The 24,825-nt window shown below is 72.0% G+C and carries 18 protein-coding genes and 1 other annotated feature; of the genes, 9 read left to right on the top strand and 9 right to left on the bottom strand.

Annotated elements, in window-relative coordinates:
* Nucleotides 1-1,295 precede the first annotated feature (1,295 nt).
* A complete protein-coding gene (locus LW587_RS12250; protein WP_232629880.1) occupies nucleotides 1,296-2,213 on the bottom strand; it encodes a 50S ribosomal protein L11 methyltransferase in 918 nt (305 codons plus the stop codon).
* A gap of 492 nt (nucleotides 2,214-2,705) precedes the next feature.
* Here LW587_RS12250 and LW587_RS12245 point away from each other — a divergent pair, with 492 nt between their 5' ends.
* From LW587_RS12245 to modB, 3 genes are all read left to right on the top strand, one after another.
* Nucleotides 2,706-2,876, top strand: coding sequence for a hypothetical protein (locus LW587_RS12245; RefSeq protein ID WP_232629879.1), 171 nt, complete (start codon nucleotides 2,706-2,708; stop codon nucleotides 2,874-2,876).
* Between the two features lie 97 nt (nucleotides 2,877-2,973).
* On the top strand, nucleotides 2,974-3,774 hold the full coding sequence (gene modA / locus LW587_RS12240) for a molybdate ABC transporter substrate-binding protein (RefSeq protein ID WP_232629878.1): 801 nt from the start codon (nucleotides 2,974-2,976) through the stop codon (nucleotides 3,772-3,774).
* A 21-nt stretch (nucleotides 3,775-3,795) separates the two neighbouring features.
* On the top strand, nucleotides 3,796-4,515 hold the full coding sequence (modB, locus tag LW587_RS12235) for a molybdate ABC transporter permease subunit (RefSeq protein WP_232629877.1): 720 nt from the start codon (nucleotides 3,796-3,798) through the stop codon (nucleotides 4,513-4,515).
* An 86-nt stretch (nucleotides 4,516-4,601) separates the two neighbouring features.
* On the opposite strand, the gene LW587_RS12230 is transcribed toward modB, so the two are convergent.
* The gene (locus tag LW587_RS12230; protein ID WP_232629876.1) at nucleotides 4,602-5,258 is read right to left on the bottom strand and encodes a glutathione S-transferase; all 657 of its coding nucleotides are present in this window, start codon (nucleotides 5,256-5,258) and stop codon (nucleotides 4,602-4,604) included.
* 59 nt (nucleotides 5,259-5,317) lie between these two features.
* Here LW587_RS12230 and modC point away from each other — a divergent pair, with 59 nt between their 5' ends.
* The 6 genes from modC (at nucleotide 5,318) to LW587_RS12200 (ending at nucleotide 11,286) form a co-directional block, all read left to right on the top strand.
* The gene (gene modC, locus LW587_RS12225; protein WP_232629875.1) at nucleotides 5,318-6,436 is read left to right on the top strand and encodes a molybdenum ABC transporter ATP-binding protein; all 1,119 of its coding nucleotides are present in this window, start codon (nucleotides 5,318-5,320) and stop codon (nucleotides 6,434-6,436) included.
* A gap of 203 nt (nucleotides 6,437-6,639) precedes the next feature.
* The gene (locus LW587_RS12220; RefSeq protein WP_232629874.1) at nucleotides 6,640-7,116 is read left to right on the top strand and encodes a tellurite resistance TerB family protein; all 477 of its coding nucleotides are present in this window, start codon (nucleotides 6,640-6,642) and stop codon (nucleotides 7,114-7,116) included.
* Nucleotides 7,117-7,165: 49 nt separating this feature from the next.
* Nucleotides 7,166-7,552, top strand: a complete 387-nt coding sequence (locus LW587_RS12215; protein ID WP_232629873.1) for a CidA/LrgA family protein — start codon at nucleotides 7,166-7,168, stop codon at nucleotides 7,550-7,552.
* Nucleotides 7,549-8,265 (top strand): LrgB family protein, encoded by a 717-nt coding sequence (locus LW587_RS12210; protein WP_232629872.1) that lies wholly within the window; start codon nucleotides 7,549-7,551, stop codon nucleotides 8,263-8,265. The genes LW587_RS12215 and LW587_RS12210 overlap by 4 nt, the downstream gene beginning before the upstream one ends.
* A 202-nt stretch (nucleotides 8,266-8,467) precedes the next feature.
* On the top strand, nucleotides 8,468-9,622 hold the full coding sequence (locus LW587_RS12205; RefSeq protein ID WP_442919142.1) for an adenylate/guanylate cyclase domain-containing protein: 1,155 nt from the start codon (nucleotides 8,468-8,470) through the stop codon (nucleotides 9,620-9,622).
* Nucleotides 9,623-9,687: 65 nt separating this feature from the next.
* Nucleotides 9,688-9,743 (top strand) — a sequence feature (sul1 is cis-regulatory element that is thought to sense ions involved in sulfur or methionine metabolism; They are found in Alphaproteobacteria).
* A gap of 64 nt (nucleotides 9,744-9,807) precedes the next feature.
* On the top strand, nucleotides 9,808-11,286 hold the full coding sequence (locus LW587_RS12200; protein ID WP_232629870.1) for a SulP family inorganic anion transporter: 1,479 nt from the start codon (nucleotides 9,808-9,810) through the stop codon (nucleotides 11,284-11,286).
* 12 nt (nucleotides 11,287-11,298) lie between these two features.
* On the opposite strand, the gene LW587_RS12195 is transcribed toward LW587_RS12200, so the two are convergent.
* From LW587_RS12195 to lptF, 7 genes are all read right to left on the bottom strand, one after another.
* On the bottom strand, nucleotides 11,299-13,560 hold the full coding sequence (locus LW587_RS12195; RefSeq protein ID WP_232629869.1) for a CHASE2 domain-containing protein: 2,262 nt from the start codon (nucleotides 13,558-13,560) through the stop codon (nucleotides 11,299-11,301).
* A 158-nt stretch (nucleotides 13,561-13,718) separates the two neighbouring features.
* Nucleotides 13,719-17,396: a cadherin-like domain-containing protein gene (locus LW587_RS12190; RefSeq protein WP_232629868.1), complete on the bottom strand. Its 3,678-nt coding sequence runs from the start codon at nucleotides 17,394-17,396 to the stop codon at nucleotides 13,719-13,721.
* A gap of 366 nt (nucleotides 17,397-17,762) precedes the next feature.
* Complete coding sequence (gene rsmA / locus LW587_RS12185; protein WP_232629867.1) at nucleotides 17,763-18,641, bottom strand: 16S rRNA (adenine(1518)-N(6)/adenine(1519)-N(6))-dimethyltransferase RsmA; 879 nt, start codon at nucleotides 18,639-18,641, stop codon at nucleotides 17,763-17,765.
* Nucleotides 18,642-18,649: 8 nt separating this feature from the next.
* Nucleotides 18,650-19,699 (bottom strand): 4-hydroxythreonine-4-phosphate dehydrogenase PdxA, encoded by a 1,050-nt coding sequence (gene pdxA, locus LW587_RS12180; RefSeq protein ID WP_232629866.1) that lies wholly within the window; start codon nucleotides 19,697-19,699, stop codon nucleotides 18,650-18,652.
* Nucleotides 19,700-19,807: 108 nt separating this feature from the next.
* On the bottom strand, nucleotides 19,808-22,411 hold the full coding sequence (locus LW587_RS12175; protein ID WP_232629906.1) for an LPS-assembly protein LptD: 2,604 nt from the start codon (nucleotides 22,409-22,411) through the stop codon (nucleotides 19,808-19,810).
* Nucleotides 22,412-22,486: 75 nt separating this feature from the next.
* Nucleotides 22,487-23,575 (bottom strand): LPS export ABC transporter permease LptG, encoded by a 1,089-nt coding sequence (gene lptG / locus LW587_RS12170; protein WP_232629865.1) that lies wholly within the window; start codon nucleotides 23,573-23,575, stop codon nucleotides 22,487-22,489.
* Nucleotides 23,576-23,585: 10 nt separating this feature from the next.
* Nucleotides 23,586-24,746 carry an LPS export ABC transporter permease LptF gene (gene lptF, locus LW587_RS12165; RefSeq protein WP_232629905.1) on the bottom strand — a complete coding sequence of 387 codons (1,161 nt, stop codon included), beginning with the start codon at nucleotides 24,744-24,746 and terminating at the stop codon, nucleotides 23,586-23,588.
* Nucleotides 24,747-24,825 lie beyond the last annotated feature (79 nt).

Below are 24,825 nucleotides of genomic sequence, written 5' to 3'. Positions count from 1 at the left end.
CCAGGCACTGCGCGGCAACGACGGCGCCAACGTCCTCGACGGCAAAGGCGGCGCCGACACCATGACCGGGTATGCCGGCAACGACACCTACGTCGTCGACAACGCCGGGGATGTCGTCGTCGAGGCAGCCAATGGCGGCACCGACACCGTCTACGCCTCCGCCTCCTACGCCTTGAACGCCGGCCAGGAGATCGAGCAGCTGCGCACCGGCAACGATGCCGGCACCGCCGCCCTCAAGCTCACCGGCAACGCCTTCGCCAACAGGATCATCGGCAACGCCGGCGCCAACGTGATCGATGGCGGGTTCGGCGCCGATACGCTGTTCGGCAAGGCCGGCAAGGACACCTTCGTGTTCTCAACGGCGCTCGGCACGAGCAACGTCGACCATCTCAGCGACTTCTCGGCGGTCGACGACACGATCCAGCTGGCGAAGAGCATCTTTACCGCCCTGTCGGGTGAGGCGCTGACGGCATCCGCCTTCAAGGATCTGAGCGTCAGCGGCGCGACGGTCGATTCAAGCGACCGCATCCTCTACAACAAGACGACGGGCGCCCTATCCTACGACGCCGACGGGAGCGGATCGAAGGCGGCGGTGCAGTTCGCGACCATCGACACGAAGGTGACGCTGACCCACGCCGACTTCCTCCTGGCGTAACCCGCGCGAAACGCCCCGGCCGAGCGATCCCCGTTCGGCCGAGGCATCTCACACACGCGGGGCATCGCCTCGCGCTTCAGAGGGGGCGCATCACCGGATGGCATCGGAGCCGTTGGGTCTGCTTGGCGGGGGATAGGATGGTCGAGCGCTCCTCACCCGTCTGCGAGATCAAAAGCGATGGTACATGGCGACGGGTTTCGATCGATGAGGCGCATCGCGTCCATCGGGACAAGCCGAGGCGATGCCCGAGCTGCCATGGCACAGTGATCACCGCCAGCAGCTACACAAGTGTGCCCAAGATCAGCCTGCAGCATCGCAAGCTGCACGACGGCTGCCCCCTCATACCGCGTCGCTTCAGCGGGACGGTGGCTCTGCATCCTGACGCTCTGGTGTAAGCATTTGGGGCTCGCCGGACGGATCGACCATTTCCAGGAGCCACGGCCGGCACGGCCGCCCTCGGCCTCGTGAGGGGGCTCTTGGGTCGAAAGCTCACCGTCGCCAGGCGTACCAGGCGGTCGAGCCATCCAAGTCGGCACGCGGGCCTCCCCTTTGACCGCGCTCTGACGAGAGGCGAGCCCCGCCCGCCGCACGGCCCGACCGGCTCGCAGGGGCAGGACGGGTCGGGCGAGACCCGAAAAAATCAGCGGCGCCGCGGCGCCGCTCCGCCCCGGCGCAGCACCAGGGTGGCCCAGCCCTCGATCACCCCGGCGCGGGCGAGGTGGAAGCCGCGGTGGCGGTAGGTCGAGAGCACGCCGGGCACGTCGCGCTCGATCAGGCCCGAGAGGATCAGCACCCCGTCATCGGCCACCACGGCGGTGAGGGTGGGGGCGAGGCGCTTGAGCGGCCGGGCCAGGATGTTGGCGAAGACCACGTCGAAATGGCGGGGCCGGTCGGCCAGCGCGTGGCGCACGCCGGGGCCCTGGTAGAGGCGCATCAGGGGGCCGAGCCCGTTGAGCCGGGCATTGCCGCGGGCGGTCGCCACCGCTTCGGGATCGAGGTCGCCGGCCACCACGGGGGTATGGAGCGCGCGCGCGGCGGCGAAGCCCAGAATGCCGGTGCCGGTGCCGACATCGAGGACGCGGGCCGGGCGGCGCTGCTTCAGCTCGGCCACGAGCGCCCGCAGGCAGCCCAGAGTGGTGCCGTGATGCCCCGTGCCGAAGGCCAGGGCCGCCTCGATCTCGATGGCGAGGTCGTGGGGGCGCACATGCTCCCGGTCGTGGGCGCCATGGACGAGGAAGCGGCCGGCACCGACGGGTTTGAGCCCCTCCAGCGAGGCCCGCACCCAATCCTGCTGGTCGATGGTCTCGAAGGCGGCCTCGTCCGCCTGATCGCCCACCATGGGGCGGATCAGGTCGCGGATCATGTCCGCGTCGGGCTCCTCGGAGAAATAGGCCTCCAGGCGCCACGCCCCGGTCTCCTCGACCTCGAAGGCGGCCACCGCCGTCTCCATCGGGTCGAACATCTCGCCGAGCAGCTCCGTCATGGCGCGCGCGGACGGCTCGTCCGTGACCAGGCGCAGGACGTGGGTGGGGCGGTGCGGCGGAAGGCCTTCGAGCATGGGCTGTCCTCTACCACCGGCGGCCCCGTCCGGCCACGGCGTTCTCGGGGGCGCGCCGAGCGGATCCGTCGCCACATGAAAGGGTTCGGACGCCTAATCCACAGGCAACTTGTTTATTTTGTAGCCGGTCAAGGCGGAACCGGCCCTGGAAGATCGCGTTCACACCGACCAAATCTCGCCCAATCTTGCCGTCAGCAGGGGCCCTGAGTCCGTCGCGTCATGACAGCCAGATCCGCACGTCGCCGTTCGCCCGTCGTCGTGAAACGGGAGCTGCGGCCCGACCGCGCCCGCGTCACTCGCGCGGAAATGCTCGATCCCCGCGCGCTCGAAGCGCCGCTGCCCGGCTCGCTGCTCGTTCTTCTGAGCCGCCTCCACCGCGCCGAATCGAAGCCCGGCGGCGGATCCGGCCCCACGGCCTGAGACCGGGACGCCAACGGAACTCCGCGGCCCGCCCCGGCTTGTCGGCTCGACATCACCCAGGAGGCAACACCGATGGCCGTGGTATCGCGGACGATCTACGACGAGGGCCCGGCCGCCAAGGCCGGGGGCCAGCCCGATTCCGCCAATCCCTACGAGGCCGGCTCGCAGGAGAGCCTGGACTGGCTCGAAGGCTTCACCGCGGGCGAACCCGAACCCTCGTCCACCGGCCCCGACGGGTCGTGATCCGGCCGGCGCCGGGGCCGCTCGGCCCTGGCAGCGTCGTTCCCGTTCGGCTATAGCGCTTTCCGGCCGCCGCGCGGGCGGCGTCCGGAGGCCCACCGTGACCCGCTTGTCCCGAACCCGCCGCGTCTGGCTCCTCGGCCTCGCCTTGGCCTTGGCAAGCGCCGCGGTCCCGGCTCGAGCTGCGGAGGCACCAGTGGTGGTCTTCGCCGCCGCCAGCCTGAAGACCGCCCTCGGCGCGGCGAGCGCCGCCTGGGCGAAGGAGACGGGTCGAGCGACGTCGATCTCCTATGCGGGCTCGAATGCGCTCGCCAAGCAGATCGAGGCGGGCGCGCCCGCCGACCTGTTCCTCTCCGCCGACCTCGCCTGGATGGACGACGCGGAAGCGAAGGGGACGATTCGCCCCGACACCCGCATCAACCTCCTGCGCAACGCCCTCGTGCTCGTGGCCCCTAGGGGCGCGGCACCGAAGCTCACTCTGGCGCCGGGCGTCGACCTCGCCCGGGCGCTGGCCGGCGGCCGGCTCGCCATGGGCCATGTCGAGGCGGTGCCGGCGGGCAAATACGGCCGGGCGGCGCTCGACACGCTCGGCGCCTGGGACGGCGTGAAGGGGCAGATCGCCCAGGCCGAGAACGTGCGGGCGGCCCTGCTGCTGGTCGCGCGGGGCGAGGCGCCGCTGGGCATCGTCTACGCGACGGACGCGGCGAGCGAGCCGGGCGTCGAGGTGGTGGCGACCTTCCCCGAGGACAGTCATCCGCCGATCGTCTACCCGGTGGCCCTGACCAAGGAATCCCGGAACGCCGACGCCGCCGCCTTCCTGGGCTACCTGCGCAGCCCGGCGGCCCGACCGTTCTTCGAGCAGCAGGGCTTCGTGGTGATCGGCACCGAGAAGCGCTCCTGACGGCCGGCGGGACGCCGCGCCATGTCGAACGGGCTTGATCTCCAGAGCGGGTTTGGCCTCACCCCCGAGGAGATGACGGCGCTCCTGCTCTCGCTCAAGGTCGCCTTCGTGGCGACCCTGTGCAGCCTGCCCTTCGGCCTGGCCGTGGCGTGGCTGCTCGCGCGCCGGCGCTTTCCCGGCCATGCCCTGCTCGACGGGCTCGTCCACCTGCCGCTGATCCTGCCGCCGGTCGTGACGGGCTATCTGCTGCTCCTGGCCTTCGGCCGGCGCGGGCTGTTCGGCGCGGGGCTCGCCGAGATCGGCCTCGTGTTCTCGTTCCGCTGGACCGGCGCGGCGCTGGCCTGCGCGGTGATGGGGTTTCCCCTGATGGTGCGGGCGATGCGCCTGTCGATCGAGGCGATCGACCGGCGGCTGGAACAGGCCGCCGCGACCCTCGGGGCCGCGCCGCCGCTGGTGTTCCTCACCGTGACCCTGCCGCTGAGCCTGCCCGGCATCCTCGCCGGCGCGGTGCTGGCCTTCGCCAAGGCGATGGGCGAGTTCGGCGCGACGATCACCTTCGTCTCGAACATCCCCGGCGAGACCCAGACCCTGCCCTCGGCGATCTACACCCTGACCCAGGTGCCGGGCGGGGAGGGGGCGGCGCTGCGCCTCACGCTCGTCTCGGTGGCGGTCTCGATGCTGGCGCTGCTCGCCTCGGAAGTGCTGGCGCGCCGCATGAGCCGGCGGCTGGGGGCGGGATGATGGCGGGCGCCCCATCCCCCTCGACGAACGTGAGCCCGCCGGACGCAGGGGCGAGGATCCGCGGTCCTGTCTCCGGCCGCGCGGCCTCACGCATAGGCATAGGGCCCGCCCCGCGCGAGGGCGCGCCGGTAGGCCGGCCGGGCGTGGATGCGAGCGAGCCAGTCGGTCACCCGCGGGCCGGCACTGGTCCCGCGGGTGGAAAAGGCTTCGAGGGGGAAGCTCATCATGATGTCGGCGGCGGTGAAGGCGTCGCCGCAGAAGAACGGGCGCTCGGCGAGCTCCGCCTCCCAGTAGGCGGCGTGGCGGCGCAGCTCCGGATCGACGAAGCCGCCGGTGACCCGCCCGGCGATCGCCCGCACCAGCGGCCGCAGCAGAGCGGGGCTGCCCGGCGCGAGCCGCGAGAACACGAGCTTCAGGAGGAGCGGGGGCATCGCCGAGCCCTCCGCGTAGTGGAGGTAGTAGGTGTAGCGCAGGCTCTCCGCGCTGCCCGGCGGCGGCACCAGTGCGCCGCCCGCCCGCGCGGTCAGGAAGGCCACGATGGCGCCGGTCTCGGCCACCACGGTCCCCTCCGCCTCGATCACCGGCGACTTGCCGAGGGGATGCACGGCGCGCAGCGCCCGCGGCGCCAGCATGGTGGCGGGGTCGCGGGCATAGCGCGTCACCGCGTAGGCGAGGCCGAGCTCCTCGAGCAGCCACAGCACCCGTTGCGAGCGGCTGTTCTCCAGATGGTGGACGGTGATCATCGCGGTTCCCGGCTGTCCCGGGGCGACAACGCCCCAACCCGCCGTGCGAGCCCGGCGCCGTGACGATCGAGGTCGACGTCGCGCTCCACCGCGAAAAGGGCTTCCGGCTCGAGGTCGCCTTCACGGCGGGCGCCGGGCTCACCGCCCTGTTCGGGCGCTCGGGCTCGGGCAAGACCACGGTGATCGACCTGATCGCCGGGCTCACGCTGCCGCAGCGCGGGCGCATCGCCATCGACGGCACGGTGCTGCTCGACACGGCGCGCGGCATCCGCGTGCCGGTGCACCGGCGCCGGATCGGCTGCGTGTTCCAGGAGGCGCGGCTTCTGCCCCATCTCAGCGTGCGGCAGAATCTCGGTTTCGGCCGGCTGTTCTCCCGCGGGCCGGACGGGCCCGCCTTCGGCACGGTGGTCGATCTCCTCGGCCTCGCCGCCTTGCTGGAGCGGCGCCCGGCCGGCCTGTCGGGCGGCGAGCGGCAGCGGGTCGCGATCGGGCGGGCCCTGCTGGCCCGGCCGCGCCTCCTGCTGATGGACGAGCCGCTCTCGGCGCTGGACGAGGCCCGCAAGCGCGAGATCCTGCCCTATATCGAGCGCCTGCGCGACGAGGCCGGGCTGCCCATCGTCTATGTCAGCCACGCGGTCGCCGAGGTGGCCCGCCTCGCCTCGACGGTGGTGGTGCTGGAGGAGGGCCGCGTCGCTGGCCAGGGCCCGGTCGACGCCGTGCTGCGCCGGCCCGACCTGATCCCCGACGGGTCGGAAGCCGGCAGCGTGCTCGCCGTGACGGTGGCCGGGCACGACGCCGAAGCCGGGCTGACCCGGCTCGCCGGCACGGGGGGCGCGGACCGGGAGGGCCTGCGCCTCGACGTGCCGCTGCTGGCCCTGCCGGTGGGGCGGCGGCTGAACCTGCGGGTGCCGGCCCGCGACGTGCTGCTGGCGACGCAGGCGCCGCAAGCCTTGAGCGCCCGCAACGTCCTGCCCGGCCGCGTCGCGAGCCTGCGGGAGGAGGGCACCGCCTGCCTCGCCGAGATCGCCTGCGGGGGGACGACCCTTCTGGCCCGCCTGACGCGCGCCTCCGCCCGCGACCTCGGGCTCACGACGGGGCAACCGGTCTTCGCCATCGTCAAGAGCGTCGCGCTCGATGCGGGCCTCGTCCCCGGGGGCGGGGGCAGGCTCGAGATCTGAACCGCACCGGCCGGGCCGGGAGCGCCGGTGGACGCGGCGCAAGGCCAGCGCGCGGGCGGCGGCGCCCGCCCATCCGGCGCGCTGGTGCAGGCCCGCCACGCCGCCCGCGAAACCCGCGCGGCCCAGACCGCCCGGCCCGCTCCTCGCTTGACCCGGTCCGCCCCCGCACCGACGGTGGCGGCACGCGGCGATACGAACCGGACATGCCCCTCCTGCAGCGCCTTCTCTCCTATGCCTCCTCGGCCTTCGGCCTGCCGGCCCCGGCCGAGCCGCTCCCCGACGGCGACGAGGCGCATCTCGCCGCGACCGCTCTGCTCGTCCACATCGCCCGGGCCGACGGCGTGCTGGGCGAGGCGGAGACCGAGCGCCTCGTGCGGCTGGTGCGCGGGCGCTATGCCGAGACCGACGCGGAGGCCCGGGGGCTGATCGAGCGCGCCGCCGCCTTCGACGCGCAGACCCGCGACCTCATGGGCCTCGTCGAGCTGATCGGCGAGGACGGAGCGCCGGATCAGCGCGCGCGTCTGCTCGCCATGGCCTGGGCGGTGGCGGGTGCCGACGGGGCGGTGCACGAGTTCGAGGAGGCGCTGGTCTGGCGCCTCGGCCGGCTGCTCGGGTTCGACGACGCGGGGATCGCCGCCGCCCAGACCCAGCTCCGACCGGACGAGGCGGTTCCGGCGTGACCGGGCGGCCCATGAGGCCTGCGGTAAGGCCTGCGGTGAGGCCTCCGGCATGATCGTCAGCCTGACCCTGATCCTGCTGGCCCAGCTCCTCGGCGAGGCGCTCGCCCGCGCCGCCGCTTTGCCGGTCCCGGGCCCGGTGATCGGCATGGCGCTGCTGCTCGGCTTCCTGGCACTCCGCGACCGGTGGCGCCGGGCCTCGACCCGCTGGCTGCCGCCACCGCTGGTCGATGGCGGGCTGGAGGGCACCGCCAAGGGATTGCTCGCCCATCTCTCGATCATGTTCGTGCCGGCCGCGGTTGGCATCGTCGGCCGGCTCGACGTGCTGGCGAGCCACGGGCTGGCGCTCGCCGCGGTGCTGATCCTGTCGGTGACCCTGACGCTCGCCACCACGGTGCTGACCTTCGTCGCGGTCTCGCGCGTGATGGACCGACGGTGAGCGGCGATTTCGCCCTCTGGGTCTATCTGACCCGCACGCCGCTGCTGTGGCTCACCGTGACGCTGCTCGCCTACGCGGTGGCCGACCGGCTGTTCCAGGCCGCGGGGCGGCACCCGATCGCCAATCCGGTGATCCATGCGGTCTGGATGATCGGGCTGGTCCTGCTCGTCACCGGCACGCCCTACCCGACCTACTTCCAGGGCGCGCAGTTCGTGCACTTCCTGCTCGGCCCCGCCACGGTGGCGCTCGCGGTGCCGCTCTACGAGCGCCGGGACACGGTGATGCGGGCGCTCGTGCCGATGCTGGCCGCCCTCGTCGTCGGCTGCGTCACCGCGATGGGCTCGGCCCTCGCCTTCGCGACCCTCGCCGGCATCCCCTACGAGGTGATGCTGGCCATGGCTCCGAAATCGGTGACCACGGGCGTCGCCATGGGCATCGTCGAGGCGCTCGGCGGCGACCCGACCCTCGCCGCCGTGCTGGTGATGATGACCGGGATGGCCGGCGCCGTCCTCGTCACGCCGCTGATGCGGCTCCTGCGCGTCGAGGACATGCGCGCCCGCGGCTTCGCGGCGGGGCTCGCTGCCCACGGCCTCGGCACCGCCCGCGCCTTCCAGGTCAGCGAGGTCGCCGGCACCTTCGCCGGCATCGCCATGGGGCTGAACGCCTTCCTCACGGCCGTGCTGGTGCCGGTGGCGGTGAGCTTCCTGCGGTGAGGCGGGCCGCGGCGGGCAGATCGATGATCGGCGGAGGCTGAGAGCCATCCGTGACGCGGCCCCGATCGCGCAGGACGTCGTCATGCCCCGTGCGACGGCGCACGACGAAGCGGCGAGGGCCTCCGAAAAATCCTCGAAGGTCACGCTGTCGCCGCGATCGTCGGTCCACCCCTGCGACAACGCCCCCGAGCCGGTGAAGACGATGTCGTACGGCAGTCCGGCCTTCTGGATCACCATGGCCGCCGTCAGCGCCGGGTTCGGCGCGCTGCACGGCGTCCTGTTCCACGACGGGCCGACCCTCGTCGGCACGATCTACGGCACCTGCGTCGGCGTCCTGATGATCGCCTACGAGCGCGGGCTCTTCCTGGCCGCCTACAGCCGGCGCCTGCGGCAATTGCCGACGCTCGCCTACTTCGCCGCAGCCGAGATCAGCATGGCGATCCTGATCGTCGTCGCGATGTCGGCGACCGGCGTGCTCGTCTGGGCGCTCGGCATCGCGGACAAGCCCTTCCTCGACGCCGTCACGCCCAAACTCCACACCATCCCATTCGCGCTGGCGGTCTCGGCGCTGATCGTCTCCGTCCTACGCGTGCGCGACCTGATCGGCAGCGAGACCTTCGCGAGCCTCGTCCTTGGGCGCTACCACCGGCCCGTCAGCGAGGAGCGCGTGTTCCTGTTCCTCGATCTCGTCGGATCGACCGCCTATGCCGAGCGGCACGGCGACCTCGCGGCCCAGGAACTCCTGAAGGCCGTCTTCGCCGCCATCGCCGAGCCGGTGCGGCGCCATCGCGGACAGGTCGACGACTATATCGGCGATCAGGTCATCATCTCGTGGCCCCTGGCCCGGGGCATCGAGCGGGCGCGCTGCGTCGCCTGCGTCTTCGCGATCCGCCACATCCTCAACCGTGACCGGGCGCGCTGGCTCACGCGCTTCGGCCTCGTTCCCGAACTGCGCGCGGCCCTGCACGGCGGCAGCGTCGTGACAGCGGAGGTCGGCGTCGACCGGCACAAGATCGCCTATTTCGGCGACGTCATGAACGCCACCGCCCGGCTGGAGGGTCTGTGCCGGGAAACCGGGCGGGGCGTGCTGATCTCGGATGCGGTCCTCGCCCGGCTGCCCGCGCTGCCCGACGGCGTCGAGGCCGAGGCGCTCGGGGCCTACCGCCTGCGCGGGCGCAGCGAGACGATGGCCGTGCATGCGCTGGCGGAGGCGCGGGCTCCGGTCACGGCCGTTTCACCGGGCCATCGTGGGGGTGCAGTCGCGGACCGGAAGCCGGCGGGACCGGACTACGCGGCACGGCCCAAGCGGTCGCCGGCCGCCGCCGGCGTGCCCGGGAAGTCGGCGGCCTCCGCGTGAGCCGCCGCCTCCGATGACCGTCTCGTTGCACCGCAGCACCTGACGCGTTAAAGCGAAAACATTCGCCTGGACCCGGTGCAAGCCCGGGTGGCTCTTCCGGCCGCCGATCCGCCGGATCACGCATTCGAGACGCCGCAGCCGCCCCGCCTCTCGCGCGGCGCCGCGTCCCCTGCGGAAATTTTCTCATGTCCTCTGTCAGACAAGCCGCCCGCGCGTGGGTCGGCGCGCCGTGGGCCGATACGCTCTCCGGCCTCGTCGTCGCGCTCGCCCTGATTCCGGAGGCCATCGGCTTCTCGGTCATCGCCGGGGTCGATCCGAAGGTCGGCCTCTACGCCTCCGTGGTCATCGCGATCGTCATCGCCTTCGCGGGCGGGCGGCCCGCCATGATCTCGGCGGCCACCGCTGCGACCGCCGTGGTGATGGTCGATCTCGTGCGCGATCACGGGGTGCAGTACCTGTTCGCCGCCACCATCCTGATGGGCGTCCTCCAGATCGCGGCCGGGCTGATGCGGCTCGGGCGGCTGATGCGCTTCGTCTCGCGCTCGGTGATGACGGGCTTCGTCAACGCGCTCGCGATCCTGATCTTTCTGGCCCAGCTGCCGGAACTGACCGGCGTCACGCCGGCCACCTACGGGCTGATCGCGCTCGGCCTCGCCATCATCTACGGCTTTCCCCGGATCACCCGCGCGGTGCCCTCGCCGCTGGTCGCCATCGCGGTGCTGACCGGGCTCACCGCCTGGCTCGGGCTCGACGTGCGCACCGTCGCCCATCTCGGCGCCCTGCCGACGGCCTTGCCGAGCTTCGCCCTGCCCGACGTGCCGCTGACCTTCGAGACCCTGCGGATCATCCTGCCCTATGCGGCGACGCTCGCGGCGGTGGGTCTCCTCGAGAGCCTGCTCACGGCACAGATCGTCGACGACATGACCGACACGGGCAGTTCCAAGAACCGCGAATGCCTGGGCCAGGGGCTCGCCAACATGAGCGCGGCTTTGTTCGGCGGCATGGGCGGCTGCGCCATGATCGGGCAGTCGGTCATCAACGTCTCCTCGGGCGCCCGCGGCCGGCTCTCGACGCTGGTGGCGGGCGCCGCCCTGCTGGTGCTGCTCGTGGCCCTGCAGGACCTTCTGGCCGTCGTGCCGGTCGCCGCGCTGACCGCGGTGATGATCATGGTCTCGCTCAACACCTTCTCGTGGCGCTCGCTCCTGGAATTGCGCACCAACCCGCTCTCCTCCTCGGTGGTGATGCTCGCCACCGTCGCGGTCGTGGTCGCCACGAAGGATCTGGCGATCGGGGTGCTGATCGGCGTGCTCCTGTCGGGCGTGTTCTTCGCCGGCAAGGTCTCGCGGATGGCCCGCGTCACCTCCGATTTGTCGGAGGACGGGCGCACCCGCACCTACCGGGTCAGCGGACAGGTGTTCTTCGCCTCGGCCGGCGCCTTCGCCGAGGCGCTCGACGCCCGCGAGCCGGTGGAGCGCCTCGTCATCGACGTGCACGCGGCGCATTTCTGGGACATCTCGGCGGTGGGCGCCCTCGACCGGGTCGTGATGAAGGCGCGCCGCAACGGCCGGATCGTCGAGGTGATCGGCCTCAACGCGGCGAGCGCCACCCTGGTCGAGCGCTTCGGCCAGCACGACAAGCCCGACGCGGCGCTGACGGCGCACTGAGCCGGACCGCCGTCACTTCGTGAGCGCGACATGCACCCCCGACCAGTCGGCCGGGGGCGGGGCGCATTCGAACGCGGCGACGCGTTCGAGGTAGAGCTCGTAGAGGCCGCAGAGCCCGAAGGCGGCGGCCTCGGCCCGGCAGGCACCGATCCGGCTTCGCGCCATCGCCCAGTCGCGGCGGCGATAGGCGGAGAGCATCTCGGCGTGGCGGGCGGCGAGCCGCCGGAAGGCCGGGGAATCCCGGACCGTCCGGTCGCCGACGAGGGTCGAGACGGCCTCGGCCTGCGCCTTCCCCTTCACCCGGATCAGGTCGATCTCCAGCACGGCGAAGCGGTCGTCCACCGCCGCGGCGGTCGCCGATCCCAGGACGGTCTTGACCCGGTAGGCCTTGGACTGGCCCTCCAGCCGGGAGGCGACGTTCACGGGGTCGCCCAGCACCGAGTAGTCGAAGCGCAGGGTCGAGCCCATGTTGCCGACGACGCACAGGCCGGTGTTGAGGCCGATGCCGATGTCGATGGGCAGGACCGGATGGCCGCCGGCCTCGGCCTCGGCCCGGCGCTGCGCGTTGAGCGCCTCCATCCGGGCGATCATGGCGAGCGCCGCCGTGCAGGCATGGGCCTCGTGGTCGGGATCGTCGAGGGGCGCGTTCCAGAACGCCATGATGGCGTCGCCCATATACTTGTCGATGGTGCCGCGGGCCCCGATCACCGCCTCGGTCAGCGGCGACAGGAAGCGGTTCATCAGCGCGGTCAGCCCGGCGGGATCGTTGCGGTAGAACTCGGCGATGCCGGTGAAGCCGCGCACGTCGGAGAACATGATCGTGAGCGGGCGCTCCTCGCCGCCGAGCCGCAGCTTCTCCGGCGAGGCCGCGAGTTCGTCGACGAGGGCCGGCGAGAGGTACTGGCCGAAGGCCGAGCGGATGCGCTGCCGCTGGGTCTGCTCGCGGGTGTAGTTGGTGAAGACGAGCACGGCATAGACCGTGAGGCTCGCCCCGAGGGGGAAGGTCGCGTCGAGCAGGATGCCGAGTTCGGTGAAGCGGAACCACGCGGTGGCGGCGAGGAACAGCGCGATGGTCGCCCCGAGGGCCAGGAGCCGCGCCGCCCCGAGCAGCGGCGCGAAGGCGATCACCACGAGGGAGACCGCCAGGGCCAGGGCGATCTCCACGACGATGGCGTCGTTCGGGTAGGCCAGCGTGGTGCGCGACAGAACGCTCTCCAGGAGCTGCGCCTGCACCTCGACGCCGGGCATCACCCGCTCGACCGGCGTGGTCTTGTTGTCGAGGAGCCCCAGCGCCGAGGTGCCGACGAGCACGATCTTCTGCGCCACCCGGTCGGGATCGAGGCCGCCGTCGAGGACGCTGCGGGCCGACACGTAGCGGGCCGGGTCACGGCCCGAGAAGTGGAGCCAGACCGAGGCGCTGGCATCGGTGGGAACCTCGAAGCCGGGCAGCACCAAGGCCTCCGCCCCCGCGGCATCCGCCCGCAGCAGCACCGTCCCCGAGCCGGTGAGCACCCGCAGGATCTCGAGCGCCAGCCCGGGCACCAGCCGCCCGCTCGCCTGGACAGCGAGGGGCACGCGCCGGACGATGCCGTCGCGCTCGGGCACGATGGTGAAGAGGCCCCGGCCCGCCGCGGCCCGCTCCAGATCGGCCAGGTTGTGCAGGAGGCCGGGAAAGCGGGCGAGATGGGCGGTGGGATCGGGCCCGAGGACGGCAAAGCCCGTGCGGGGCAGGTCGGGCGCCTCCGCCACCGCCTCCTCCAGGGCCGACTGGCCGAGGATCACGCGGCCCGCCCGGATCGCCTCGGCGAGCACCGCGTCGCTGTCGGGCAGGCGCAGGAGCGCCGCGCGGGCCTCCGGATCGAGCCCGTCGAGCCCCTGGGCGAAGCGGGCCGGGGAGAGGCGGTCGGGCTCGGGGAACACCATGTCGAAGGCGACCACCGCCGCCCCGGCCTCGGTCAGCCGCCGCACCAAAGCGGCAACCCGGGTGCGCGCCCAGGGCCATTGCCCGTAGGCGCGGATGCTCGCCTCGTCGATGTCGACGATGGTGACCGGCCGCAGGGTGACCGGGCGCGGATGCAGCGCCTGGAGCGCGTCGAAGGTGCGCAGCCGCAGGGTCTCGACCGGGGCCGGGTCCCAGATCCGCAGGGCCACCAGCCCGGCGAGCACGAGGAGCGCCAGGGCGCGGTCGAGGCCGAGGAGGCGGCGTCGCGCGGCCGGGCGCGGGGCGGGGGCAGGCAGCGGCGCCGGGCGGCCGAAGGGGCGAGGGATGCGCAAAGGGCGGCGCTCAGACCATGCCGGCGCGCGGCCCGCGGGCCGCACCCGCGCGGCGCATCCGCGCGCGGGCACGGCGGAGGGGCGCTTTCGTCCGAAGGCGGGGCGAGAGGAGACTCAAGCGCGCTCCGAAAGGACAGGCCATCGCGTTCGCCGAACCGTCACAGGATCTGGATGTCGGTGGCGTGGAGGTTGGCCAGTATCACGTTCTTCAGGGTGAGGACGTGATCCTGATCGTAGGTGATCAGGAGGTCGGCGCCGGATTGCGTGGCCCGCCCCAGCACCGCCTCGGCGCTGGAGAAGACCGAGCGGTCGAATTGCAGGAGGTCGGCGCCCGTCGCGAAGTCGGTGATCGTGGTCCGGCCGAAGGTCGCCGCGTCGAAGACGAAGGTGTCGCTCCCGGTGCCGCCGGTGAGGGTGTCGCCGCCGCCGAGCCCGAGGATCAGGTCGTCGCCGCCGCGCCCGTCGAGGGTCTCGGCCGCGGCGCTGCCGACCACGAGGTCGTTGGCGCCCTGGCTGGCGTTCAGCGTGGTGTAGAAGGTGTGGGTCGCGCTCTGGCCCGGGCGCAGGTCGCTGAATTGGATGTTGAGCGAGATGCCGGTGTCGATATGGGCCCCGTTCGGGTCCCGCGGCGTGTCGTAGACGTTGGGCAGGTAGGCGTCGTGGTTGCTGAACCCGTCGCTGGAGGCCCTGGCCGCCTTGTCGAAGGCGACGAGGTTGACCGACACGCCGGATTTCGTGCCGTAGGCCTGCACCACGGCGACGCCGCCCGCTTCGCTCGGGTTGGCCAGGACGTCGTTGTCGGTGGCGTAGTCGCCGTAACGGATCGCGTCCTGGTCGGGATCGAAGCTGCGCATGAAGCGCGCATCCCGCATGATCTCGGACGTGGTGTTGGTCAGGGTCACGGTGGTCTTGAAGTAGGTGGCGTTGGGGTCGAGGTCGATCACCTGGGTGATCTTGAGCCCGTCCCCGGTGGTGCCGACGGTCGTCGCCTGGAGCCGTCCACCGCTCGACGTGTCGGTGGTCGTCGCGTCGAACTGGAGTTTCGCGGTGCGCTCGGAATTGGCGAAGCTCCGGCCGTCATGGGCGATGACGATGGCGTCCTCGGGCGTGCCCGGGATGGTCACGTCGTTGGAGGTGGTCTCGTCGCCGGTGTCCCAGCCGTCGGCATCGATCACGAAGGAGAGCTGCCGCGAGCCGCCCGCCTGCGGGTGGAAGCCGTCGGGCGCGTCGGATTCGGTGCCGAGCGAGCCGTGCCGGGCGACGCCGATCTCCATGTAGGCGCCCTGCAGGAACACGTCCCCGCCGACCGTCTGGTGGCCGGCCCGGCCCACGATCACGTCGACGGTGGCCTGCGCCGTCTGGCCGTCGGCGTCGCGCACCGTGTAGGTGAAGCTGTCGGCGCCGGAATAGCCCGCCTTCGGCGTGTAGGTGATCGTGCCGTCCGGGTTCAGCACCGCCGTGCCGTGGGCGGGCTCGCCCACGGCGCTCACGGCCACGGCGCCGCCCTCGGGGTCGGAATCGTTGGCGAGCACGTCGATGCTCACCGAGGTCCCGGACTCGACGAAGGCGTTGTCGTCGCGCGCCTCCGGGGCGTCCGGGACCGCGACCACCGCGACATCGCGCAGGACCGGCGCGCTGCAGAGGCCGCCCGCGTCCGCGACCACGATCGCGACCGTGCGCGGCGCCTGGGATGGCGCGTCGCTGCCGTTGGCGTAGGTGAGGGACAGGAGGGCCCGGGCGTAGTCGGCGAGGCTCGCCTCGCCCGTCAGCGTGAGGATTCCGGTATGGGCGTCGTAATGGGCGCGAATCGCCTCGGCCTCGGGCAGATCCACCGCCAGAACATCCTCGCCGGGGCGGAAATTCTCGGTGATCCGCACGGTGGCCCGGCTCAGGGTCGTGCTGTCGGCGTCGCTCACCGTCAGCCCCTCGGAAAGGGCGACCGGCGCGGCGTCCTCCCGAAAGCTGACCGCCCCGCCGGACAGGGTCAGGACCGGCGGCGCCTCGATGGCGACCAGGTCGAAGGTCGCGGTCTGGAGGCAGGCGCCGCCATGACCGTCGATGATGCGGTAGGTCAGGGTGACGGGGCCGCGCGCGCCCTCGCCGGGCTCGTAGCGGTAGCGCCCGCCGCCGAGGTCGACGATCCGGCCGCCGCCGCTCGCCACGGCGAGGCCGGCCACGGTGAGGGCGTCCCCGTCGATGTCGGCGGCCCCCGCACAGAGCTCGTCGGCGCTCACCTCGCGGGCCTCGCCGGCCGGGCTCTCGGCGAGCGTGAGAGGCTCGGCCACCGTCGGTGCGTCGTTGAGGCCGGTCACGTCGACCGAGAAGGTCGTGCGCAGGATCGCGCCGTTCGGCCCGCCGACGGTGACGCTGAACACGTCCGCGCCGACCCGGCCCTCGGGGAGGGCGGCGGCCCGGTCGGCGGTGTAGGAATAGGTGCCGTCGGCGTGGAGCACGAGGGTGCCGTAGGTGCCGCGCAGGGTCACGCCGCCCTCGGCGAGCGGCGTGTCGCGCCCGTCGGGCTCCGTGCCGGCGCGGGCGGCGAGCACGCTGAAGGAGCCCGAGCCGGTGACCGCGCCGGACCCCAGGATGCCCCGGGCCGGATCGGTCGTCTCCAGGGCGGCGTCCTGCACCACCGGCACGGTCTGCGGGCGGACGGCCAGCGGCGGCGTGTCGGGCGGGGGATCGAGCGGCGGCACGCCGGGGCCGCCCGGCGTCTCGTTGCCCGGGGGGGAGGGGGTCAATGGGCCGGGGCCGGGCTGGAGCGTGTCCGGCGGCGGGGGCAGCCGCGGGCCCGTGGTGCCCGGACCATCGCCGGGTCCGTCGCCCGGCAGGCTGTTGGGCGGCACGCCGGAGCCCGGTCCGCCATTGCCGGGCCCCTGGAACACCGGCAGGCGCGGCGCCTCCGCGATCGTCTTGAACAGCGACTGGACGAGGCCCGCCTCCTCGGCGAGTTCGGCGAGGGTCTTGGCCACGGTCTCGACCCGCACCGCCCGCCCGCCCTCGGGGTGGATGATGGTAGCGAGGTTCGGATCGGAGACGGTGGCAAGGACCCTGTTGGGATCGGTGCGGTCGTAGAGGTCGAAGCGGCCGACCGTGCCGTCGGGCTCGGTCATCACCGAGAAGCGGGTGTCACCGCCATCAGCCTCGATCTGGACATGGACCGCGGTGCCGCGGATGCCCATGGTCGCCACCGGCGTGCCGACCTTCATGTCGCCGGTCTTGGCGACCTTGCCGGCCACGAAGGAGATCGTGCCCTGGACGAGGTCGAACAGGGCCGAGTTGCCGGTGCCGCCCTCCGTGTAGACCATCCCGTTGAGCACCATCCGGGCCTCGGAGGCGAGGCTGAACAGGGTGCCGTCGAGGAAGGACACGGCCAGCGACGAATCCCGGCCGGTCTGGATCGCGTCGTTCTTGTAGACGAGGTCGCCGACCTGGAGCGTGACGCTCGTGCCGTTGCGGGTCACGGTCGCGGTGCCGGTCAGCGTCTGGACGCGGCCGATCGGCGCGTTGGCCTCCGGCGTCCCGGCCTGCGCGACGGGCTCGCCGTTCGGGTGCAGGCTGAGCGCCTCGATCGCCGCATCCGACAGGAAAGCCCCGTTGGGTGCCTCCAGCCGCGGCCGCGTCTCGACGGAGAAGTAATCGTGGACGACGACGCGGTGAAAGGCGTCGCTGATGACGAGGTCGGCGCCGACGCGGGCGAACTCGCCCTTGAACAGCAGGGCACCCTCGTCGAGGCGGATCGTACCGCCCGACGTGGCGTCATAGGCGCGCGTGGAGAACAGCCCGCCATAGGACGGGCCGGGCTCCGGCGCGGCGAGGGCGTCGAGGATGGTCAAGTCCGATCAAGTCCCGTCCGGACCGGTGCGTCCTTCAAACCGGCATGCGCCGGGTGTTAGAGGACGCGCCCGTCTGTGGGCGTGCGCCCGCTCACCGGGCGGGCGTGGACGCGCAAGACCTGGGGACGCAGACAATCGAATTGCCCGCAACGGTCCCTGGCACGAAACCTTCGATAAGCATGGAGCCGGCCCCTCTGTCGATGGGACGTCTGACGCGCCCTCGCCCGACCTTCATCCGAAACCACGCGGCTGTTCAAGAGGGAACGTGGCGGCGATCGCGGGGTCTGGTGAGGGCTTCGTCCTCGTCGGCCGAGGCCTTGCACGAGCTGGGCCGAATCGGTCCGGAGACTCGGCCCGGCCCGGAAATCAGCGGTCCCCTGCCTCCCGCAGGGCGCGGGCGAGCGCCACGAAGCCCTCGACCGGGATCTCCTCCGCCCGGGCGGTCTCGGGCAGGCCCACGGCCGCGAGCAGGCGCCCGGGATCGGGCGTCGCGGCCTTCAGGCTCTGGCGCAGCATCTTGCGGCGCTGGCCGAAGGCCGCGCGGGTGACCCGCTCGAGATCGGCGATCCGGCAGGGCAGGGGCTCCGGCCGCGGGCGCAGATGGACCACGCTGGAGGTGACCTTGGGGGGCGGGACGAAGGCGGACGGGGCCACGTCGAACAGGATCGTGGCCTGGCAGCGCCAGCCGCACAGCACGCCGAGCCGCCCGTAATTGGCTCGGTCGCCCTCATCGGCGACGATGCGCTCGGCGACCTCGCGCTGGAACATCAGCACCGCCGAATCCCACCAGGGCGGCCACGCCGCGTCGTGGCTGTCGGCGCCGAGCCAGCCGGTCAGGAGCGGGGTGGCGACGTTGTAGGGCAGGTTGGCGACGATCCGCGCCGGCCCCTCGCCGAGAAGGGGGCGCGGATCGAAGGCGAGGGCGTCGGCATCGACCACCTCCAGCCGACCGGGGTAATGCGCGGCGATCTCGGCCAGCGCGGGAAGCGCCCGCGGGTCGCGCTCGACGGCGATCACGCGCCGGGCGCCCGCCGCCAGCAGCGCCCGGGTCAGGCCGCCGGGCCCCGGCCCGACCTCCACCACCGTGACGCCCTCGAGGGCGCCGGCCGAGCGGGCGATCCGGCCCGTCAGATTCAGGTCGAACAGGAAATTCTGTCCGAGCGCCTTCTTCGGCTCCAGGCCATGGCGGCGCACGACCTCCCGCAGGGGAGGCAGCCCGTCGGCGCTCAGCGCATCGGTGGTCATCGCGGGGATCAGACGCGCGCGGGAAAGGGCATGACGTTGTCCGCCGGGCGGTGCGCGAGGCGATGCGCCAGGCGGAGCGCCGCGATCAGGCTGTCGGGCCGGGCCACGCCCTGGCCGGCGATGTCGAAGGCGGTGCCGTGATCGGGCGAGGTGCGCACGAAGGGCAGGCCGAGCGTCACGTTGACTCCCTCGTCGAAGGCGAGCGTCTTGATCGGGATCAAGGCCTGATCGTGGGTCGGGCAGAGGGCCACGTCGTAGGTCGCCCGCGCCCGCTCGTGGAACAGGGTGTCGGCCGGAAGCGGCCCGCGGATGTCGATGCCCTCCGAGCGCAGGGCCGCGACCGCCGGCGCCAGCACGTCGCGGTCCTCGGTGCCCATGGTGCCCGCCTCCCCGGCATGGGGGTTGAGCCCCGACAGGACGAGGCGGGGTTTTTCGTAGCCGAAGCGGGCGCGCAGGTCGGCGTTCACGATGCGGGCGGTGCGCTCGACGAGCGCCTGCGTCAGCAGTTCGGGCACCCGCCGCAGCGCCACGTGGATCGTCACCGGCACCACGCTGAGCGTCTCGCTCCACAGGAGCATCACCGCCAGCGGCGGCTCCAGACCGGGGCCGGCGGCGAGCGCCGCCAGGAACTCGGTGTGGCCGGGATGGGCGAAGCCGACCCGGGTCAGGACGAACTTGGCGATCGGATTCGTCACCAGCGCCGAGGCGCGGCCCGTCCGCACGAGGTCGACCGCGGCGGTGATCGACTCGACGATCGCCCCGGCATTCGCGGTGTCCGGCGCGCCGGGCACCGCCTCGACCGTGGCGCCGCTCGGCAGCGGCAGGACGGGGAGGGCGCGGGGGAACACCTCGACGGCATCCTCCGGCTCGACCTCGGCCACCGGAACGAACAGGCCGAGCCGGTGGGCGGTCCGCTCCAGGAAGTCGGGATCGCCGAGGAACTGGAACGGCGGCACGCCCCGCTCGCCCCGCAGGCGCCAGGCCTGGAGCGCGAGTTCGGGGCCGATCCCGGAGGGATCGCCGAGGGTGAGGGCGAGCGGGAGGTCGTGGGGGGGCATGGGACGATGATACAGGGATCGGGGGCCGTTGCCGACGGTGTTGCCGGCGTCCCGGCCCGAGCGGGGCGCGGGTCTCGCGGGCGCGAGACCCGCGCCGTGCGTCGTTCCCTACCGCGCCGCCGAGATCCCGTCCGCCGTCGTCACGGTGCCGACGTTCTGGCGCAGGTCCGCCTCGCCCAGGGTCTTCAGTTCCAGCCGCAGCAGGAAGGTCTGGTTGCGCTCGCGCACACCGAGCGCCGTGGCGATGGGCGAGACGATGTAGTTGAACGACACCGTGGTGCACTCGTCCTGGTAGCCGCCGCCGATGCTCATGCCCGAGACGTAGAACGAGCCGGGATTGCGGTAGACCGGCGCGGCGCCGACCGGGTTGGCCAGGAAGGCCTTGTAGGCGTCGGCGTAATTGTCGCGGGTGTCGAGGTAATGGGTCAGGTCGAGGAGCGCCGAGCCGGTGACGAACCAGTTCGGGGTGATCCGGTAGGTGGCCGACGCGGTCAGACCCTCGCGGCGATGGGAGAAGCCCAGGGCCGGCTGCGCCTCGTAGAAGGAGTAGAACAGGGAGGTCTCGAGCGGCAGGAACGGCGCGAAGCGCGCCACCACCCCGGCCTCGAAGCGGTTGGTGGCGAGATCGCCCTGGCCGAGGCGGAAGCGGCTGATGAAGTTGATGTTCTGGTTGGGCGCGAGCTGGAAGCGGCCGACGAAGTCGGAGCGGCGGTCCTGAAGGCCGGAATCGAGGCCGACATTGGCGAGGTCCCCACGCCGGAACGAGTTGACGCCCGCGATCTGGATCGACTCGCCGAACATCACGTTCGCGTACCAGCCGGACGGGGTGACGACGGAATACTGCCCGCCGAGATTGGCCCGCACGCCGCCCTCGACCCGGTCGTAGCCGGAGAACTTGTCCCATTCGAACAGGGAGGTGTCGTCGAAGACGAGGCTCTGCGCATCCTCGTTGGGCAGATGCCCGATCCGGGTCTCGGAGGGACGGGCGATCACCTGGGCGATCGGCTCCAGGGTATGGACCCCGAGCCCGCCGAAATCGGCCACGAAGGGATAGCGGTAGTCGAGACCGATCGCCGGCATCACCCGGCCGTAGGTCCCGTCGTCGACCGTGGTGATGTTGTTGACCAACTGGTTCTGGAAGCCCGAAAAGTTCGGGTTCAGCGAGAACAGGTCGGTGCGCAGGTAGGCGAAGGGCGTGAAGACCTGCCCGGCATCGTCGATGAAGCTGCGCCGCCAGGAGGCCTGGGCCGACAGCCGCGTGGTGGTGCCCCCCAGGCCCCGCACGATGCAGCGCCCGCGCTCGAACACCGTGCAGGTCTCGTAGAGCGGATAGTTCACCCCGTTGATGGTCGGGTTGATCAGGTAGCTGCCGGTGCGCGGGATCCCCTGGTAGTCGGTCGCCTCACGCGTCACGCTGGTGACGTTGGCCTCGAAGCGCAGCTCGCCCCCGAGCTTGCCCGGCCCGTCGATGCGCTTGTCGTAGTCGATCACCGGCGCGACGAACGGCTGCTCCTTCTGCCAGTCGAAGCTCGACAGGGCCTTGAAGTAGTAGCCCCGCGCCTCGAACCAGGAGCGGTCACCCTGACCGATCAGGTAGCCGGTCGAGACCGCCTCGCGGAAGTACTCGGTGGTGATGTTCTGGTTGCGGATGCGGTAATTGTCGAGGAACCACTTGTCGGTCACGCCGACGAGATCCCAGCCGGTGCGCCAGCGCTCGTTGAGGTAGAAGCGCCCGCGCGATTCGATCGCGCCCCGGAAGTCGCGGTCGGCGGCACCGAGCGGGCCCGGCAGGAAGGCGGAGGGCGTCGATTGCGAGATGCCCGACACGCGGATGCTGTAGGCCCCGTTGTCGAGCCGCTGGCGGAACTCGGCCTGTCCCAGCACGCCCTGGCGCGAGACGAAGGCGGGCGAGACGGTCAGGTCGTAGCTCGGGTCGAGATTGATGAAGAACGGGGTGGCGATCCCAGAGCCGAGGGCGGTCGAGGTGATGAAGCGCGGCGTCAGGAAGCCGGTCTTGCGCTTCACCGTCGGGTCGGCGGATTCGAAATAGGGCAGGTAGGCGATCGGGATGCCACCGATCTCGAGGGTCGCATCCTCGTAGGTGATCGTGTGGGTCTCGTTGTTGTGGATGATCCGGGCCGACTTGATCTGCCAGAGGGGCGGCTTGGCCGGATTGTCCTTGCAGGGCTCGCAGGCGGTGTAGGTGGCGAAGTCGAAGCTCGACACCTCGCCCGCGACCCGCTCGGCGCGCGGGGCGGAGATGCGGGTGCGCACGACCTCGCCCTTCGTCTCGACGGTCTGCTGGATGCGCAGCGCGTCGACGAAGCCGTTCTTGAAATCGTCGGTCAGCTCCATCCGGTCGCCGGTGACCAGGGTTCCGGTCTCGTCGGTGAGGCGCACGTTGCCTTCCGCGAAGACCCGCGAGGTGCCCCGGTCGTAGCGGACCCGGTCGGCCTGGAGATTGCGGGCGCCGTAATTCAGCTGCGCGTTGCCGCGGGCCGTCACGGTGTTGCGGTCGTTGTCGTAGACCAGTTCGTCCGCCTCGACGAGCAGGCGCTGATCCTTGGGATCGGTGCTCTTCGCGCCCTGGGGCGGACCCGCGAGCCGCTCCAGCCCGGCCTGGGCATGGGCGCGCGGCGCGGCAAGCCCGAAGGCCGCCGCCAGAAGCGCAGCCATCGAGACCGTGACAGCGATGTCGGCGACCTTACGCAACGCGCCACCCGTCTCCTGTGCAGCCCCCTGCACGACGACCTCGTCCACGACCCGCCTTACCCGGAAGACACCGCATCAGCCGTCCTCCTGATACAGAAGCGTGAGCGTACCGAGGAGACTCCCTACCACGGCGGGGAACCACGCCGCCACCGTCGGCGCGATCATACCCGACGCACCCAGGCCCTCCATGACCTGCCGCGCGACGTAGAGAACGAAGCCCGCCGCCACCCCGCCGAGCACCAGCTTGCCGACCCCACCAAATCGGAAAAATCTTAAGGAAACCGTTGCCGCGACAAGGACCATCGCGAGGTAGAGCAGGGGCGTGGCCAGCAGCACGTCGTACTGGAGGCGGTAGCGGGTGGCATCCAGACCGGCCCGCTCGTGGCGTGCGATGGTTCCCGGCAGTTGCCAGAAGGGCACAGATTCCGGGGGGGTGAAGCGCTGGCGGATCTGACTCGGGTCGAGGGTCGAGGCGATCAGGTAGCTGTCGTGGCTCTCGGGGGGCGAATCCTTCGAGAGCACGCGGGCATCCTGCAGCTCCCACCAGCCGTCGTGCAGAATCGCACGCGCCGCCTCGACCTGCATGGTGAAGGCGCCCGCATCGTCGAACAGGAAGGCGGTGACGCCGGCCAGCGTGGTGGTGCCCTCGACCGCCGTCTCGGCACGGAGGATCGCCTGCCCGTCGATGCTGCGCTGGCGGATCCACAGGTCCTTGCCGGTGCCGGCCCGGGTCGCCTTGGCGAAGATCGTCGCCTCGATCTCGCTGGAGCGCTGCTTGAGCGCCGCCGAGAGCGGGTTGTAGGCCCCGATCGCGAACGCGCCGATGGCGAGCGCCACGAAGGCGCCGGGCTGGAGGAACTGCCAGGCCGAGATGCCGGCGGCACGGGCCACCACGAGTTCGAGCTTGCGCGAGAGCTGGAGCAGGGCGGCCATGGAGCCGAACAGGACCGCGAAGGGCAGCACGCTCTCGGCGACGGCGGGGGTGCGGTAGAGGGCGAGCTGGGCCATCAGCGCCGCCGAGGCCCCCGGCGTGTCGCCCGCGCGACGCAGGAGCTCGACGAAGTCGAGGGTGTAGACCAGCGCGAACACGGTGACGAACACGCCGAGGATGGTGCGCAGGAAGCGCAGGGCGAAGTAGCGCCCGAGGGTGGGCCCGATCAACATGGCGGCGCCCTCAGGCCGGTCCGGTCCGCGGCCGCCGCCGCAGGGCGGCGGCGAGGGCGCGGCGGCGCCTCGTGAGCCCCTCGCTCGCCGCACGGACCCGGGCGCCGCCGAAGATCAGGAGGCTCGACAGGGCGATGGCGGCGAGTGGCGCGGCGTAGATCGCGACGACGGCGCCGGGGCTGCGCACGGCGGCGCTGCTCGCCGCGAAGCCCGCGATGCGCAGGACCACGACCCCGATGACCGCCCCGGCGACGGCCAGCCCCCGCCCCTGGCGGGTGGTGCGGGGATCGCCCAGCGCCGCGAAGGCGATGAGGGCGAGCGCCAGCGGGTAGAGCCAGGCGGAGAGCCGGTCATGCAGCTCGGCACGGAAGCGGCCCTTCTGGACCTGGTAGTAGAGCTCCGAGGGATCGGGGAACAGGAGCGCCAGCGTCGAGCGCTCGCGCGGCTTGTAGAAGGTCTCGGCGTCCGGCGGCGCGAAGGCGGCGAGATCGACGGCGTAGCGCTCGTAGCTCACGATCGAGGAATCGCGGCTGTCCTTCTGCTGGCGGTGGATGCTGCCCTTCTCCAGGACGAGGTAGCTCTGGCCGTCGGTGTCGGCGACGCGGCCCCGCTCGGCGAGATAGACCACCGCCTTGCCGGGCTCGCGCTTGTCCTGGATGAACAGGCCCTGGAGCGAGCCGTCCGCCCCGCGCTCGCGGAAATGGAAGGTGATGCCGCTGTCGAGCGCCGTGAACTGGCCTTCCTTGACGACGTTGGCGACGAAATCCCCGCGCACCCGTGTCAGCACGTCGCGCAGTTCCTGGAAGGAGGAGGGCATGACCTGGATCGTCAGGAAGGCGACCACGATGCTGACGGCGAAGGCCAGCGACAGGAACGGTTTCAGCAGCCGGCGCGGGGCCATGCCGGCCGCCGACATGACGATCAGCTCGGAATCGCCGTTGAGCTTGTTCAGGGCGTAGACGCAGGCGATGAACAGGGCGACCGGGGCGATCACCGTGATCAGCGTGGGCAGCGACAGCCCGGTGATGAACAGGAAGACGAGGAGCGTCTGGCCCTTGGCCGTGACGAGGTCGAGTTCCCGCAAGGCCTGCGTCACCCAGATCGTGCCCGTGAGCCCGATCAGGCAGGCGAGGAAGGCTCCGAGCGCGATCCTGAATATGTAGCGCTCGATCTGGCCGCACGCCGCCTTGCACGGACGCCACCCTCGCCTCGGGCGTCCGACGGGTGGTCACGGCCATGGAAGATCCCGA

Source organism: Methylobacterium sp. Leaf118, assembly GCF_920984675.1.
Lineage (GTDB): Bacteria > Pseudomonadota > Alphaproteobacteria > Rhizobiales > Beijerinckiaceae > Methylobacterium.
This window is presented reverse-complemented; position numbering and strand designations above follow the sequence as displayed.

Excerpts from the sequence above, each read along its gene's own strand:
- pdxA (WP_232629866.1), bottom strand. The coding sequence starts at position 19,699 with ATGCCCCCCCACGACCTCCCGCTCGCCCTCACCCTCGGCGATCCCTCC.
- lptG (WP_232629865.1), bottom strand. The coding sequence starts at position 23,575 with ATGTTGATCGGGCCCACCCTCGGGCGCTACTTCGCCCTGCGCTTCCTG.
- LW587_RS12205 (WP_442919142.1), top strand. The coding sequence starts at position 8,468 with ATGTCGTACGGCAGTCCGGCCTTCTGGATCACCATGGCCGCCGTCAGC.
- LW587_RS12200 (WP_232629870.1), top strand. The coding sequence starts at position 9,808 with ATGTCCTCTGTCAGACAAGCCGCCCGCGCGTGGGTCGGCGCGCCGTGG.
- LW587_RS12250 (WP_232629880.1), bottom strand. The coding sequence starts at position 2,213 with ATGCTCGAAGGCCTTCCGCCGCACCGCCCCACCCACGTCCTGCGCCTG.
- modB (WP_232629877.1), top strand. The coding sequence starts at position 3,796 with ATGTCGAACGGGCTTGATCTCCAGAGCGGGTTTGGCCTCACCCCCGAG.
- LW587_RS12220 (WP_232629874.1), top strand. The coding sequence starts at position 6,640 with ATGCCCCTCCTGCAGCGCCTTCTCTCCTATGCCTCCTCGGCCTTCGGC.
- rsmA (WP_232629867.1), bottom strand. The coding sequence starts at position 18,641 with ATGACCACCGATGCGCTGAGCGCCGACGGGCTGCCTCCCCTGCGGGAG.
- LW587_RS12245 (WP_232629879.1), top strand. The coding sequence starts at position 2,706 with ATGGCCGTGGTATCGCGGACGATCTACGACGAGGGCCCGGCCGCCAAG.
- LW587_RS12215 (WP_232629873.1), top strand. The coding sequence starts at position 7,166 with ATGATCGTCAGCCTGACCCTGATCCTGCTGGCCCAGCTCCTCGGCGAG.
- LW587_RS12230 (WP_232629876.1), bottom strand. The coding sequence starts at position 5,258 with ATGATCACCGTCCACCATCTGGAGAACAGCCGCTCGCAACGGGTGCTG.